Origin of the sequence: Burkholderia sp. MSHR3999, from assembly GCF_000833595.1 — a bacterium.
Lineage (GTDB): Bacteria > Pseudomonadota > Gammaproteobacteria > Burkholderiales > Burkholderiaceae > Burkholderia > Burkholderia ubonensis.
This window is the reverse complement of record NZ_JRFO01000006.1, coordinates 901,783-915,582: the sequence shown is the minus strand read 5'-3', so window position 1 is coordinate 915,582 and position 13,800 is coordinate 901,783. Positions and strand designations below refer to the sequence as shown.

13 protein-coding genes are annotated in these 13,800 nt (G+C 70.5%); 8 read left to right on the top strand and 5 right to left on the bottom strand.

The window, feature by feature from the left end; translation table 11 throughout:
- Window positions 1-5 precede the first annotated feature (5 nt).
- Genes KY49_RS21485 through KY49_RS21470 form a run of 4 tightly spaced genes read left to right on the top strand, consistent with a single transcriptional unit; the run spans window position 6 to window position 4,923 of the window.
- Window positions 6-1,958, top strand: a complete 1,953-nt coding sequence (locus tag KY49_RS21485) for a lytic transglycosylase domain-containing protein (RefSeq protein ID WP_042586518.1) — start codon at window positions 6-8, stop codon at window positions 1,956-1,958.
- Window positions 1,959-2,016: 58 nt separating this feature from the next.
- A complete protein-coding gene (locus KY49_RS21480; RefSeq protein WP_042586517.1) occupies window positions 2,017-2,973 on the top strand; it encodes a complex I NDUFA9 subunit family protein in 957 nt (318 codons plus the stop codon).
- A gap of 36 nt (window positions 2,974-3,009) precedes the next feature.
- Window positions 3,010-3,657 (top strand): glutathione S-transferase family protein, encoded by a 648-nt coding sequence (locus KY49_RS21475; protein WP_042586516.1) that lies wholly within the window; start codon window positions 3,010-3,012, stop codon window positions 3,655-3,657.
- Between the two features lie 24 nt (window positions 3,658-3,681).
- Window positions 3,682-4,923 carry a multifunctional CCA addition/repair protein gene (locus tag KY49_RS21470; RefSeq protein ID WP_042586515.1) on the top strand — a complete coding sequence of 414 codons (1,242 nt, stop codon included), beginning with the start codon at window positions 3,682-3,684 and terminating at the stop codon, window positions 4,921-4,923.
- 111 nt (window positions 4,924-5,034) lie between these two features.
- On the opposite strand, the gene KY49_RS21465 is transcribed toward KY49_RS21470, so the two are convergent.
- Window positions 5,035-5,865 carry a helix-turn-helix domain-containing protein gene (locus KY49_RS21465; RefSeq protein WP_042586514.1) on the bottom strand — a complete coding sequence of 277 codons (831 nt, stop codon included), beginning with the start codon at window positions 5,863-5,865 and terminating at the stop codon, window positions 5,035-5,037.
- 280 nt (window positions 5,866-6,145) lie between these two features.
- Here KY49_RS21465 and KY49_RS21460 point away from each other — a divergent pair, with 280 nt between their 5' ends.
- On the top strand, window positions 6,146-7,996 hold the full coding sequence (locus KY49_RS21460; RefSeq protein ID WP_042586513.1) for a M24 family metallopeptidase: 1,851 nt from the start codon (window positions 6,146-6,148) through the stop codon (window positions 7,994-7,996).
- Between the two features lie 76 nt (window positions 7,997-8,072).
- On the opposite strand, the gene KY49_RS21455 is transcribed toward KY49_RS21460, so the two are convergent.
- The 4 genes from KY49_RS21455 to flgA all read right to left on the bottom strand — a co-directional run bounded on the left by KY49_RS21455 (window position 8,073) and on the right by flgA (window position 11,835).
- On the bottom strand, window positions 8,073-9,419 hold the full coding sequence (locus KY49_RS21455; RefSeq protein ID WP_052495757.1) for an SGNH/GDSL hydrolase family protein: 1,347 nt from the start codon (window positions 9,417-9,419) through the stop codon (window positions 8,073-8,075).
- Between the two features lie 155 nt (window positions 9,420-9,574).
- On the bottom strand, window positions 9,575-10,015 hold the full coding sequence (locus KY49_RS21450) for a flagella synthesis protein FlgN (protein WP_042586904.1): 441 nt from the start codon (window positions 10,013-10,015) through the stop codon (window positions 9,575-9,577).
- 76 nt (window positions 10,016-10,091) lie between these two features.
- Window positions 10,092-10,430, bottom strand: a complete 339-nt coding sequence (gene flgM, locus KY49_RS21445) for a flagellar biosynthesis anti-sigma factor FlgM (RefSeq protein ID WP_042586512.1) — start codon at window positions 10,428-10,430, stop codon at window positions 10,092-10,094.
- Between the two features lie 103 nt (window positions 10,431-10,533).
- Window positions 10,534-11,835: a flagellar basal body P-ring formation chaperone FlgA gene (gene flgA, locus KY49_RS21440; protein ID WP_042586511.1), complete on the bottom strand. Its 1,302-nt coding sequence runs from the start codon at window positions 11,833-11,835 to the stop codon at window positions 10,534-10,536.
- A gap of 204 nt (window positions 11,836-12,039) precedes the next feature.
- Between flgA and flgB the strand changes: the two genes are divergently transcribed.
- From flgB to KY49_RS21425, 3 genes are read left to right on the top strand one after another with little or no spacing between them, the layout of a single operon-like run.
- A complete protein-coding gene (flgB, locus tag KY49_RS21435) occupies window positions 12,040-12,528 on the top strand; it encodes a flagellar basal body rod protein FlgB (RefSeq protein WP_010090424.1) in 489 nt (162 codons plus the stop codon).
- Between the two features lie 31 nt (window positions 12,529-12,559).
- On the top strand, window positions 12,560-12,985 hold the full coding sequence (gene flgC / locus KY49_RS21430; protein ID WP_010090425.1) for a flagellar basal body rod protein FlgC: 426 nt from the start codon (window positions 12,560-12,562) through the stop codon (window positions 12,983-12,985).
- Window positions 12,986-13,025: 40 nt separating this feature from the next.
- Complete coding sequence (locus KY49_RS21425) at window positions 13,026-13,778, top strand: flagellar hook assembly protein FlgD (RefSeq protein WP_042586510.1); 753 nt, start codon at window positions 13,026-13,028, stop codon at window positions 13,776-13,778.
- Window positions 13,779-13,800 lie beyond the last annotated feature (22 nt).

Here is a 13,800-nt window from a genome sequence, read left to right as displayed (position 1 = left end):
AAACGATGTCGAACAGCCTTTTTCGAGTATATCGCGCGGTCGCGCTGACGCTTTCGGCCGCCGCGGTCGTCGCGGGCACGGCCGCGTGCGCCGCGCCGTCCGGCGACGCGCTCGCCGGGGACGACCAGACCTTCATCCAGCTCCGCGAAGCCGCGCGCCGCAACGACGCCGCGAAGGCCGCGCAGCTCGCCGCGATGATCCCGAACTATCCGGCGCCGTCGTACCTCGAGTATTTCCAGATCAAGCCGCAGCTCTTCGACGCCACGGGCCGCGCGCGCGTCGACGCGCCGGACGCGCCCGTGCTGTCGTTCCTGCAGCGCTACGACGGCCAGGCGATCGCCGACCGCATGCGCAACGACTACCTGCTCGTGCTCGGCGCGCGCCACGACTGGCGCAATTTCGACGAGCAGTACAAGCGCTTCGTGCTCGACGACGACACGCAGGTGAAGTGCTATGCGCTCGAATCGCGGGCCGCGCGCGGCGAGAACGTCGCCGACGCGGCGCGCGCGCTGCTCGTCGAGCCGAAGAACTACGGCGACGCGTGCGTCGACCTGATCACCGCGCTCACCGTCAACCAGCAGTTCTCGAGCGACGACGTGTGGCAGCAGGTGCGGCTCGCGTTCGAGCAGAACTACACGACGCTCGGCGGCAAGATCGTCGATGCGCTCGGCCCGCGCCCGGTCGCGTTCGACCAGGCGACGAGCGCGCCGCCGCTGTTCCTCGCGCGCGGCGTCGGCCCCGACGCGGTGTCGCACCAGCTCGCGCTGATCGCGATCGGCCGCATGGCGCGCAACGATCCGGACCAGGCGGCCGGCATGGTCACGTCGCTCGCGTCGTCGCTGACGAAGCAGGAGCAGGCGATCGCGTGGGGCGCGGTCGGCTACCAGGGCGCGGTGAAGCGCTCGCCGCTCGCGTCGGTCTGGTATGCGAAATCGGCGAACGCGCCGCTGTCGAACGCCGCGTACGAATGGCGCACGCGCAGCGCGCTGCTCGTCGGCAACTGGCCGATGGTGCGCTGGTCGATCGAACAGATGCCGCCGTCGCTGCGCAACGATCCGGCGTGGGTCTACTGGCATGCGCGCGCGCTCAAGCAGAGCGGCGACACGCTGCAGGCGAACCAGGAGTTCGAGCAGATCGCCGGGCAGTTCAACTTCTACGGGCAGCTCGCCGGCGAGGAGCTCGGCCAGCGCACGAAGATCCCGCCGCGCACCACGGTCTCCGACGCCGAGATCGGCGAGATGGCCAAGGTGCCGGGCTTCGCGCTCGCGCAGCGCTTCTATGCGCTGAACCTGCGCCTCGAAGGCAACCGCGAATGGAACTGGCCGCTGCGCGGGATGACCGACCGGCAGCTGCTCGCGGCCGCCGAGTACGGCAAGCGCGTCGACCTGCTCGACCGCACGGTGAACACGGCCGACCGCACGAAGGCCGAGCACGATTTCACGCTGCGCTACCCGTCGCCGTACCGCAGCATCGTCGAGCGCTACGCGCAGACGACGGGCCTCGACGTCGAATGGGCGTACGGGCTGATCCGCCAGGAATCGCGCTTCATCACGAGCGCACGTTCGTCGGTCGGCGCGGGCGGCCTGATGCAGCTGATGCCGGCGACCGCGCAGCTCGTCGCGAAGAAGCTCGGGCTCGGCACGATCTCGCGCGCGCAGATGCACGACATCGACACGAACATCCAGCTCGGCACCTGGTATCTGGCGGACATCTACAACAATTTCGACAGCTCGCCGGTGCTCGCCACCGCCGGCTACAACGCGGGCCCGGGCCGGCCGCGCCAGTGGCGGCAGGTGTTGACGCAGCCGGTCGAAGGCGCGATCTTTGCGGAGACGATTCCGTTCAACGAGACGCGCGACTACGTGAAGAACGTGCTGTCGAACACGACGTATTACGCGGCGCTCTTCGAAGGGAAGCCGCAGTCGCTGAAGAAGCGGCTAGGCATGATCTCGCCCTGATCTGCAACCTGCACACTGCCGCGCGAGACGCGGCAGTGTGCTTTTGGGAGCCACGAACATGGATCAGACCATCGCGCTGCTGGGAGGGACCGGCTTCATCGGCAGCCGGCTCGTGAGTGCGCTGATCGATGCCGGCAAGCACGTGCGGATCGGCACCCGCCGCCGCGAGCATGCGCGCCACCTGATGATGCTGCCGGTCGAGATCGTCGAGCTCGAAAGCCTCGACGAGCGCAGCTTGGCCCGCTTCGTCGCCGGCGCGCACGCGGCCGTGAATCTCGTCGGCGTGCTGCACGGCGGGCACGGCACGCCGTACGGCGCCGGCTTCGAGCGCGCGCACGTCGCGCTGCCGGCCTCGCTCGCGAGCGCGTGCATCGAGGCCGGCGTGCGGCGCCTGCTGCACATGAGCGCGCTCGGCGCGAATTCGCACGGCGCGAGCATGTACCAGCGCTCGAAGGGCGACGGCGAGGCCGCGCTGCACGCGGTCGCGGCCACCGATTCGCTCGCGCTGACGATCTTCCGGCCGTCGGTCGTGTTCGGGCCGGGCGACGCGTTCCTCAACACGTTCGCGCGGCTGCACCGCACGCTGCCGGCGATTCCGCTCGCGATGCCCGACGCGCAGTTCCAGCCGGTGTTCGTCGGCGACGTCGCGCGCGCGTTCGTCAACACGCTCGACCTCGCGGCCGCGCGCGGCAAGACCTACGAGCTCGGCGGCCCGAAGGTCTATACGCTCGAGGCGCTGGTCCGCTATTGCGGCACGCTGGCCGGCCGCGAGGCGCCGATCGTGCGGCTGCCCGACGCGATCGCGCGGCTGCAGGCGGCGTTCTTCGAATGCCTGCCGGGCGAGCCGGTGATCACGCGCGACAACCTCGCGTCGATGTCGGTGCCGAACGTGCTGTCCGGCCCGCTCGCGCCGGAGCTCGGCATCCAGCCCGTGAGCCTCGAGAGCATCGTGCCCGCGTATCTCGGCGACGCGGCGCTGCGGTCCCGCTTCGACTGGTTCCGCTCGCGCCGCTAGGCCGATTTTTTCCCTGCGTTTTCCTGGAATTCCGTCATGAGACTCGTCATTGGAGACAAGAACTACTCGTCGTGGTCGATGCGGCCCTGGCTGCTGCTCGAACATTTCGGCATCCCGTTCGACGAAATCGTCATCGAGCTGCGCCGCGACGACACGAAGGCGCGCATCCTCGAACACTCGCCGTCCGGCAAGGTGCCGTGCCTGATCGACGACCACGGCGTCGCGATCTGGGATTCGCTCGCGATCGCCGAGACGCTCGCCGAGCGCTATCCGCAATACCCGATGTGGCCGGCCGATCCGCTCGAGCGCGTGCATGCGCGCTGCGTGTCGGCGGAGATGCATGCAGGCTTCGCGGCGCTGCGCGAGCAGATGGGGATGAACGTGCGCGCGTCGATGCCGGGCCGCGGCGCGACGCCCGACGCGCTCGCCGACGTCGCGCGCATCGACGCGCTGTGGAGCGAATGCCTCGAAGCGTCGGGCGGGCCGTTCCTGTTCGGCGAATTCGGCATCGCCGACGCGATGTATGCGCCGGTCGTGATGCGCTTCAACACGTATGCGCCGGGCCTGTCGCCGGAAGCGGCCGGCTACGTCGAGCGCGTGAGCTCGCTGCCGGCGGTGCAGCGGTGGATCGACGGCGCGCGTCGCGAGACGCACGTGATCGCCGACTACGAGCCGACGCCGTGAGGGCCTGCGCATGAGGGGCTACGCATGAGGGTCTACGCAGTAGGCGGCGCGATCCGCGACGAGCTGCTCGGCGTGCCGGTGCAGGACCGCGACTACGTGGTGGTCGGCGCGACGCCGGAGCAGATGGTCGCGCAGGGCTTCAAGCCGGTCGGCAAGGATTTTCCGGTGTTCCTGCATCCGCAGACGCACGAGGAGTACGCGCTCGCGCGCACCGAGCGCAAGACGGCGGCCGGCTACCACGGCTTCCAGTTCTACTACGCGCCGGACGTGACGCTCGACGAGGATCTCGCGCGGCGCGACCTGACGATCAACGCGATGGCGCGCGAGGTGAGCCCGGACGGCTCGCTGGCCGGGCCCGTGATCGATCCGTTCGACGGGCAGGCGGACCTGCGCGCGCGCGTGTTCCGGCACGTGAGCGACGCGTTCGTCGAGGACCCGGTGCGGATCCTGCGCATCGCGCGCTTCGCCGCGCGCTTCACCGGCTTCGCCGTCGCCGACGACACGCTCGCGCTGATGCGGCGGATGGTCGACGCGGGCGAAGTCGACGCGCTCGTCGCGGAGCGCGTGTGGCAGGAGCTCGCGCGCGGGCTGATGGAGGCGCGGCCGTCGCGGATGTTCGACGCGCTGCGCGAGTGCGGCGCGCTCGCGCGCATCCTGCCCGAGGTCGATGCGCTGTGGGGCGTGCCGCAGCGCGCCGACTACCATCCGGAAGTCGACACGGGCGTGCACGTGATGATGGTGGTCGACCACGCGGCGAAGCAGGGCTATTCGCTCGCGGTGCGCTTCGCGGCGCTGACCCACGATCTCGGCAAGGCGACGACGCCCGAGGACGTGCTGCCGCGCCACATCGGCCACGAAGGCCGCAGCGTCGACCTGCTGAAGCCGCTGTGCGACCGGCTGCGGGTGCCGAACGAATGCCGCGACCTCGCGCTCGTCGTCGCGCGCGAGCACGGCAACCTGCATCGCGTGATGGAGATGGGCGCGGCGGCGCTGGTGCGGCTGTTCGAGCGCACCGACGCGCTGCGCAAGCCGGCGCGCTTCGCCGAGATGGTGCAGGCGTGCGAAGCCGATGCGCGCGGCCGGCTCGGGCTTCAGACGCAGCCGTATCCGCAGGCCGAGCGCCTGCGCGTGGCGCTCGTGGCGGCGCGCGGCGTCGATGCGGGCGCGATCGCGCGCGGCGTCGGCGCCGACACCGCGAAGATCAAGGACGCGGTGCATCGCGCGCGGATCCAGGCGGTCGCGCACGCGCTCGACATCGGCGAGTAGCGCCGGGGCGCAGGCGGCGAGCGTCGGTTGCCGCGCCCGCGCCAGCGGCGCCGCCTGCTCCGCCCCCCACGCATGCGTGCGCATCGTCGGAGCCGCAGCGGTCCGAGGGGATTATTTCTTCGTGCGTGCGGCGCTCTTGCGGGCCGGAGCGGCGGTGCCCGCCGGCCGCTTGCCGGCGGGCGAGCGCGGCTTCGAGGGCGCAGCCTTGTCCACGCTCCCGGCTTTCGCGGCGGCAGGTCGCACCGCGCCCGACTGCGCCGGGCCCCCGGCGCGGCCGCGCTTCGGCGTCGGCTGGCGTCGGCTCACGCGCGGCTCGCCCGGGAGCGGCCCGGCGCCGCTGCCGGGCTGCCGGATTTCAGTCGATGCAGACACGAACTCGGCATGGCTGTCGTCGAACAGCGGCAGCGTGCCGACCACGATCAGCTCCGCAGGCCCGGCGCCCACGTTGGCGACGCGGTGCTTCTTGTGCGCGTCGAAGTGGATCGAATCGCCGGACGACAGCGGATAGTCCTTCTTGCCGATCGTGTAGCGGATCTGCCCGGACAGGACGTAGACGAATTCGTCGCCGCCGTGCGCGACCCATTCCGAGCAGTAGCCTTCCATCATCTGAACCTTGACGGCGTTGATGAGGCTGCCGTCGAAGGTCGTGGAGAGCCGCTCGTAGCGCTGCGACGCCCTGTCGACCGCATACGACTCCCGGTTGCCCTGATGCGAATCGGGCTGCGGCTGGCGCGGCTGGTCGATCAGCGCGCCGAGCGGCACGTTCAGCGCCTTGGCGACGTTGACGAGCGACGAAATGGAAATGCCGGTGAGATTGCGTTCGACCTGGGACAGGAACCCGACCGACAGTTTTGCCTCGGTCGCGATTTCCAGCAGCGTTTTCTTCGATTCCCGGCGCAGGCGCCGGATGCGCTGGCCGATACGCATGATGTCTGAATCCATGAATCTCTTTCGTGGCAACGGGTGGAAGGCGACCGGAGGCGCAGGTGCAGTCGCCTGGACGTGTCTTTTCCGTGAATCGCACGACGAACGGCCGTTCGGGCGACGATGCCGGCGCATTGTACTCCGCAGCGCCGCACGGGCCGCCGAGTGCGCAGATTTAAGTGGTGCCTCAATTTAAGCTTGACGTAAATTGGGTCGGACGGTAACTTGACGCGCGCTGGCCGCGGGTTCGCGCGCCGCGCGCGCTCCCTCCGACAACAATGAACAATGTGGGCATCCGATGATCGATCGACTGAAATACAGTTTCTCCGGCCTTCCCCCCTACGATGCATCCGTTGACGAGACACACGCAGGCCTGTCGCGCCTGCTCGACGCCGCGCAGCTCGACGCCGTGGTGATCACGTCGCAGGACGAATTCATCTCCGAGTACGTGCCGCGTCGCAACAACCCGCGCTACGCGCTGTCGGGCTTCGACGGCTCGGCAGGCTCCGGCATCTTCCTCGGCGCGGCGGCGGCGCAGGCGCTCGGCGTGCCGCAGTTCGTGCTGTTCGTCGACGGGCGCTATCACCTGCAGGCGGAGCAGCAGTGCAACCCGGCGCGCGTGCACGTCGAGAAGCTCGGGCTGAACGTGTCGATATGGGCGGCGATGGCCGACTGGCTCGTCGCCCATGCGGGCCGGCTCAAGCGGGTCGGCTACGACGGGCTGCGGATCAGCGTCGCGCAGCGCGACCGGCTGCTCGACGGCACGCAGGCGGCGCGGTTCGACTGGACGAGCCTCGTCGGCCGCGAAATCGACCGGGCGATCGCGCTGCCGGGCTGGGTGGTCGAGCGGCCGATCTTCGAGCTGCCGGAATCGATGACCGGCGTGAGCGTCGCGCAGAACCTCGCGACGCTGAGCCAGCGGCTCGCCGCTCACACCGGTGCGGCAAAAGGAAGGACCGCGTTCGTCACCTGCCTGGCGGACGACCTCGGCTATCTGCTGAACAGCCGCGGCTATCACATCCCGAATGCGTCGTCGCACCTGGGCTTCCTGTTCGTGATCGGCGCGCAGGTCGTGCTGTTCCTGCCGGAAGGCTGCGACCGTTGCCCGGTCGACCTCGGATCGTATCCGGTGCTGCAGGTGATCCGGCGCGACTTCGACGAGCTCGAGCGCTTCCTCGCGCAGTTCGTGGCCGAGCATGTGTGCTACGGCTTCGAGGCGGTCAACTGCGCGCTCGTCGAGACGGTGCGCCGCGTGTGGCCGCGGGCCGAGCATGCCGATTTCAGCCCGGTCGAGGCGATGCGGGCCGCGAAGACGCCGGAAGTGCTCGACCAGTTCCGCGACGCGTTCGCGCGCAGCTCCGCGGCGATCGCCGACGCGATGCGCTGGGCGAAGACGGGCGAGCCGGGGCAGCGGCATTCCGAATACGACCTGGCCCGCGTGATCAACGACGCATACGGCGCGCGTTCGGCGGTGGCGCTGACGTTCACGACGATCGCGGCGAACGGCGCCAACAGCGCGTCCGCGCACTACACGGCGGCGAGCCCGGAGGTCGAGCTGACGGAAGGCGAGCTGGTGCTGCTCGACAGCGGCGCGTACTACGAAGGCGGCTTCGCGACGGACTGCACGCGCGTCGTGCTGCGCCGGACCCGCCCGGACACGGTCGCGCAGCCGTGGCAGCGGGAGATCTACACGGTCGCGCTGAAGGCGTGCATCAAGGGGCTCGTCACGCCGTTCCCGAAGGACGCGACGGGCGGCGACGTCGATGCGGCCGTGCGGCAGGTGTGCCGCGATCACGGCCACGATTTCGGCCACGGCACCGGGCACGGCGTCGGGATCCACGTGCACGAAGGCGGGGTGCGGTTCGCGCCGGGGTCGAAGTACGGCCTGGTGCCGAACGCGGTGATCTCGGTCGAGCCGGGCATCTACGTGCCGGGCAAGGGCGGGGTGCGGATCGAGAACATCGTGATCATCCACCCGAGCGAGCAGGAGCCGGACACGATGACGTTCGAGAATATCGTCACGGTCGGGTATGACTGGGACCTGATCGATCTCGACCTGCTGACCGATGACGAGCGCGATTACCTGCGCGACTACGAGCGGCTGTGCGTCGAGCGCGGCACGCAGGTGACGGCGTGCCCGCTGCTGTAAGCGACGCCGGCTATGCCGCCGCGGGCCCGGCCCGGCGGCGGCGACGTCGATGAAGGCGGCTAGCCGCCCGCGTCGATCAATTCAGCAAGCGTGCGCGCACGAACGGCGCGACCTGCTCGGCGAGCCACGCGTGCGTGCGCGTGGTCGGGTGCAGCGTGTCCCAGAACACGAAGCGCGCCGGGTCGCGGCAGTCCGCGCGCGGCGTCTGCGCGGCCATGTAGGTGAACGACGACGGCTTCGGAATGTCGAGGCACGAGCGCTTCGCGTCGTCGAAGCCGTATTTGGCCGGGTGGCTCAGCAGGTCGTCGAACAGCGCGTACGCGTCGAACACCTCGAGCCGCAGCGTCGCGCCGTAGCGGGCGCGCAGCGCGGCGGCCGCGTCGGCGAGGCGCTGGTTGTAGTCCTTCACCTGCGCGGCGACGCTCGCGGCGTCGGTGCGGGTCGCGAACACCGGCGCGCGCGACACGTCCGGCAGCGTGACGAGCATGATCCGCGTCGCGCCGGCCGCGGCGAGCCGGTCGAGGCTGTCGCGCACCGCATTGGCCGCCTGCTCGGGCGAGCGCCCGTAGTTCACCAGATCGTTGCCGCCCGCGAACACCGCGAACAGCGTGTTGCCGGGCCGGTAGTCAGGCGCGCGCTCCATGTATTCGCGCCACGAGTCGATCTGCTGCACGAGGCCCGGCACGACGAGGTGCTGGTCGGTCGCCGCGCCGCCGATCGCCCAGTTGTAGAACGGCAGCCGCAGCGCGTTCGCGAGGTATTCGGCCCACACCGGGCCGTTGCTGAAGCGCCCCGCGTGCCAGCTCGTGCCGTTCGGCAGCTTCCACTGGCTCGCGTTGAACATGTTCTGGGTGTCCGACAGGCTGTCGCCGAACACGATCAGCTTGTTGACGCGCGCGTCCTGCTGCGCGGAATCGATGGTCCACACCGTGTAGTTGAACGACAGCGCATTGTTGGCCGCGACCGCCTGCGTGAGCGCCGACTTGATGCCCTTCGCGGCGAGCGTCTTGCGGCACACGTCGGCGAGCGTGTCCTGCGTGGCCGTGCTGTAGAACATGTTCTTCCACTGCGTGACGCCGTCCGCCCACCAGTAGCCGGACACGCGATACCAGTCGCCGCCGGCGGGGTCGCGCGCCCATTCGTAGGTCGCGGCCGGCTTCAGCGGGTCCGCGTCGATCCGGTACCAGCAGCGCAGGTAGGTGTAGGTGTCCGAGCCGCGGCGCGCGGTGCGCGGCGTCATGCCCGGCGCGGTCGACGCGGCCGGCGGCGCGACGTCGGGGCCGGCCGGCGACAGCGACATGTCGCCGGTCGGCGTGGGCAGCGGCGCGGGGCCGGCGGCGTGCGCGGGGGCGAGCGTCAGCGCGGCGCCCAGCGCCGCGGCGGCGGCGAGGCGGTGTGACAGGGGAATGCGGAAATGTTGCATGAGGCCCTCTTCTGTTTGTTGTGATTGGACGGCCGCGCGGCTGCGCTGCCGTGTATCGGAGGGGACCGTGGGCGCCGGGTTCGAGCCCGGTCTGGTAAAGCGGTGAACTGCGTGGAGATGCGGTGAAACCCGGCGGCGCGGGGCCGCCGCGCCGGTCAGCGCACCAGCGCCGACACGCGGCCGTCGGGGCCGTAGAAGCCGACCCGCGCGGGCGCGTCGCGCAGCACCGCGAGCGCGCGTTCGTTGTAGTCCATCCGGATGCGGATCAGCATGCCGTTGTTCGCGTTCGCGCGGCGCGCGCGATCGGCGGCCTGCTGCAGCAATTGCCAGCTGCCGGACAGGCGCGCGTCGCGCTCGGCGGCCTGGTCCATCCCTTTCTTGCCGCCGGGAAAGCCGAGTGCGGACAGCTGCGTGTCGCGGGTGCGCTCGAGCTGCGCGAGCCGGTCGATCAGCGCGGTTTTCTTCTCGATGATGTCGGGCAGCGCCTCGAGCGGCTCGGGCGTCGTCAGCGCCTTTTCCTCATAGGCGAGCAGCGACGCGAACGCTTCGACCGTCGCGTGTTCGTCGTTGACCGTGGCCAGCAGCTCGTCTCTCATCGCCATTCGCTCTTCAGGCCGGCGCGCGGACGGGCCGCGCGCCGGCAAACCGGTTGGGCCGGCCTTGCGGGCCGGATCAGGCGCCCTGCGGACGCTGCTGCTTCAGCAGCTCGCGGGCGGTATTCAGTACGCCGTCGGCAATCTTGCTCGCGTCGATCGTCAGCGTGCCGTTGCTCAGCGCGTCCTTGATCGACTGGACGAGGCCCGTGTCGATGTCCGCGTTGCCGGACGCCGACAGCGTGCGCAACTGCCCGGACAGGCCCGACAGGTTGACGGTCGCGTCGCCGCCGGCCGTGCCTGCGGCGACCGCTTGCGGGCCGGCCGCGGCGGGCGCGTCGTCCTGCGTGCGGGCTGCGCCGTTGCCGGAAGCGGCAGGCGCGCGGGTATTCGGGGTAGGCGTCGAATCGATTTTCACGATGGCATTCCTGTGCGGTTTGACCCAGATAACGGCATGGCCGGGCCAAACTTTAGCACCTCGCGGACGACGCAAACCTCCGAAGAATCAGAATCTTGTCTCGTCAGAGCGGAATCTCCACCGTGCCGGCGTCCTTGACGATCGCCGTGACGATCTGCCCGGCCGCCATTCGCACCCGTACCGACTGGCCGGGCGCCGCGTTGGCGAGCGCACTGCCTTCGGTCGAGATCGTGAAACCCGGCCCGGCCGCGACGACCCGCACGGTCTGGCCGGCCGACACCGACGCCGCGCTCTTCAGCATGTCCTGCCGCAGCGGCAGCCCCGCGGCGACGCGCGCGAGCGCGGTCGAGCCGACCGCCTGCGACGGATCGGTGATGACCGCGAGCGGCAGCAGGGTCAGGTCGCCGTCGCGCGCGACGAGGTCGGCCGCGGTGAGCACCTCGCCCGGCGCGATCTGCCGCGCGGCCGCGTAATAGGTGGCCTGCACGGTGACCCTCGCCTGCAGGTAGACGGTCCACGGCCGCTCGCCCGCGCAGCGCACGCCGACCGTCGTGCGGCCCCACAGGCGCGCGCCGGTCGGCAGGAACGGCTCGAGCGTCGTGCACGCGGCGAGCCCGCGCGGAAAGGAGGATGCGACGCTCGCCGCCGGCTTGCCGGGCAGGCCGGCGATCTGCTGCTGGAGGAAGGCGAGCGCCGTGCGCCGGATCGTGTCGGGGTCCTGCTGGCCGGGCGGCGTGGCGGCGGTGGCTGCGCCAGCCGCGGCGGATGCGCCGGCAGCGGGGAGGGCGCGCACGGCCGGCGCGGCGGCGGCCGTGTTGGCGCGCCAAGCCGGTTGGCGCGGCGCGAGCGCGGGGCGCATCGCCGCGGCGGGCTCGCCCGCGACGACCGTGGCGATCCGGCCCTGATCGGCGGCCGCCGGCGGAGCCGGACGCGCTGCGCCGTAAGCGGCGTTGGGGTTGCCGGCCGGCATCGGCGCGGCGAGGCGGGCGGGGGCGGGTGCCGGGAGCGGCGCCTGCGGGCGCGCGGCGGGCGCCGCCGGAACGGTGGCCGGGGGCAGGGCCGCCGCGGCGCGCGGCGCGTACGCCGGCGCGCCGGCCGGCATGCCGCCCGCGATCGCCGGCGGGTTCGCTGCAGGATTCGCCGCCGGGTTCGCGCCGGCCGCTTCCACAGCGTTCGTCGCCGGCATCCCGCCCGGATTCGGGTTCCCCGCCGGGCGCGCGGTGCCGGCCGCATTCGCGTTCGCGAGCGCGGTCTCGGCCGACTCGCCGCGACCGGGGATCACGATCATCCCGTCGTCCGCGGCCAGCGCGGTCGCGGCGCACGCCCACAGCGCGGCGGCGAGCGCGAACGCCAGCCGCGCGTGCGGCCGTCGCCCGTTGTCGCTGCGAAGTGCGCTGCCGGTCATCGTCGTGTCCTCGATCCGTTGATCCGATTGGCATTCTAGGGAGCGGAGCCGGCGCGCAAACGATGAATAGAGGGGGGCTTTGCCGCGTTATTCGCCCGATTGCCGGTTGCGGGCGCCGCCTACCATGCGTGTCATGGAAAAAAGCCTCTTTGGCCGCCGTGCGGCGAAAGAGCGGTGCAGCGCTTCAAACGGAGAGACGCACACATGCTGGACAGACTCGATGCCGAATTCGCATTCGGCCGCCAGGCGCTCGACGTGCGCGCCTATCGGCAGGAACTGCTGTCGTCGAACATCGCGAACGCGGACACGCCGGGCTACCAGGCGCGCGACGTCGATTTCTCGTCGACGCTCGCCCGTTCGCTGAAACAGGTGAACGGCGGCGTCGCGCCGAGCAACGCCGCGCAGTTGCCGCTCGCGCAGCCGGCCGGCGTGACGAGCGGGATGACGATGGCGTCGACGGCGCCCGGCCACATGGCCGGCAACGCGAAGCTGATCCCGACCGGCGGGCCGGCCGACGACTACGGCCGCCCGCAATACCGCCAGCCGACGCAGCCGGCGCTCGACGGCAACACGGTCGAGCTCGACGTCGAGCGCGTGCAGTTCGCGAACAACGCGCTGCACTACGAAAGCGGGATGACCGTGATGACCCAGCAGATCAAGGCGATGATCGCCGCGATCACGTCGAACTCGTGATCGCAATCCGCATCGAGCATAAGGAGCCTCCATGCCCTCGTTGATGAACATCTTCGGCGTTGCCGGCTCGGCGCTGTCCGCGCAGTCGCAGCGCCTGAACGTCACCGCGTCGAACATCGCGAACGCCGACAGCGCGACCGGCCCCGACGGCAAGCCGTACAAGGCGAAGCAGGTCGTGTTCGCGGCCGATCCACAGGGCCGCGCGCGCACCGCGTCCGGCCAGGGCGTCGGCGGCGTGCGCGTGGCGAAGGTGATCGACGATCCGTCGCCGATGAAGTCGACCTACGACCCGGCGAACCCGGCCGCCGACGCGAACGGCTACGTGCAGATGCCGAACGTCGATCCGGTGCAGGAAATGGTGAACATGATCTCGGCGTCGCGCTCGTACCAGGCCAACGTCGAGACGCTGAACACGGCGAAGCAGCTGATGCTGAAGACGCTGACGATCGGCACCTGAGCACGCGACTCCCCTTTCACCCGACAGAAGGCACGACCGAATGGCATCCTCCTCCACCACGATCGGCGACAACGGCACGAGCACGTCGACGCTGCCGGTCGACACGATGAACACGAACAAGGTGTCGACCACCGGCACCTTGTCGACCACGTCGGCGAGCGACCTGCAGTCGACGTTCCTGAAGCTGCTCGTCACGCAGTTGAAGAACCAGGACCCGACGAGCCCCGTCGACAGCTCGCAGATGACCTCGCAGCTCGCGCAGATCAACACGGTGAGCGGCATCGCGCAGCTCAACACGTCGCTGACGTCGCTGTCGACGCAGCTCACGGCCGGCCAGCAGACCCAGGCCGCGATGCTGATCGGCACCAACGTGCTCGCGCCGGGCAACGGCGTCGCGGTGAAGGGCGGCGCGGCGTCGCCGTTCGGCGTGCAGCTGTCGAACGACGTGTCGAACCTGACCATCACGGTGAAGAACGACGCGGGCGTCGTCGTCAACTCGATCAACGCGGGCAAGCAGTCGGCCGGCACCGTGCCGTTCAACTGGAAGCCGACCGACGCGGCGGGCAATACGCTGCCGGACGGCAAGTACACGGTCACCGCGCAGTACGTCGGCAGCGACGGCAAGACGTATACGGCGACCTCGCTGACGGCCGCGCAGGTCCAGAGCGTGATCAAGCAGGCGGACGGCACGGCGGGGCTCGTGCTGTCGAACGGCACGACGGTGGGGCTCACCCAGGTCGCGTCGATTTTCCCGAACGCGTCGTCGTCGGCCGGCGGCACCACCACCAACTGATTCAGCTTCCACGAAACGGAGA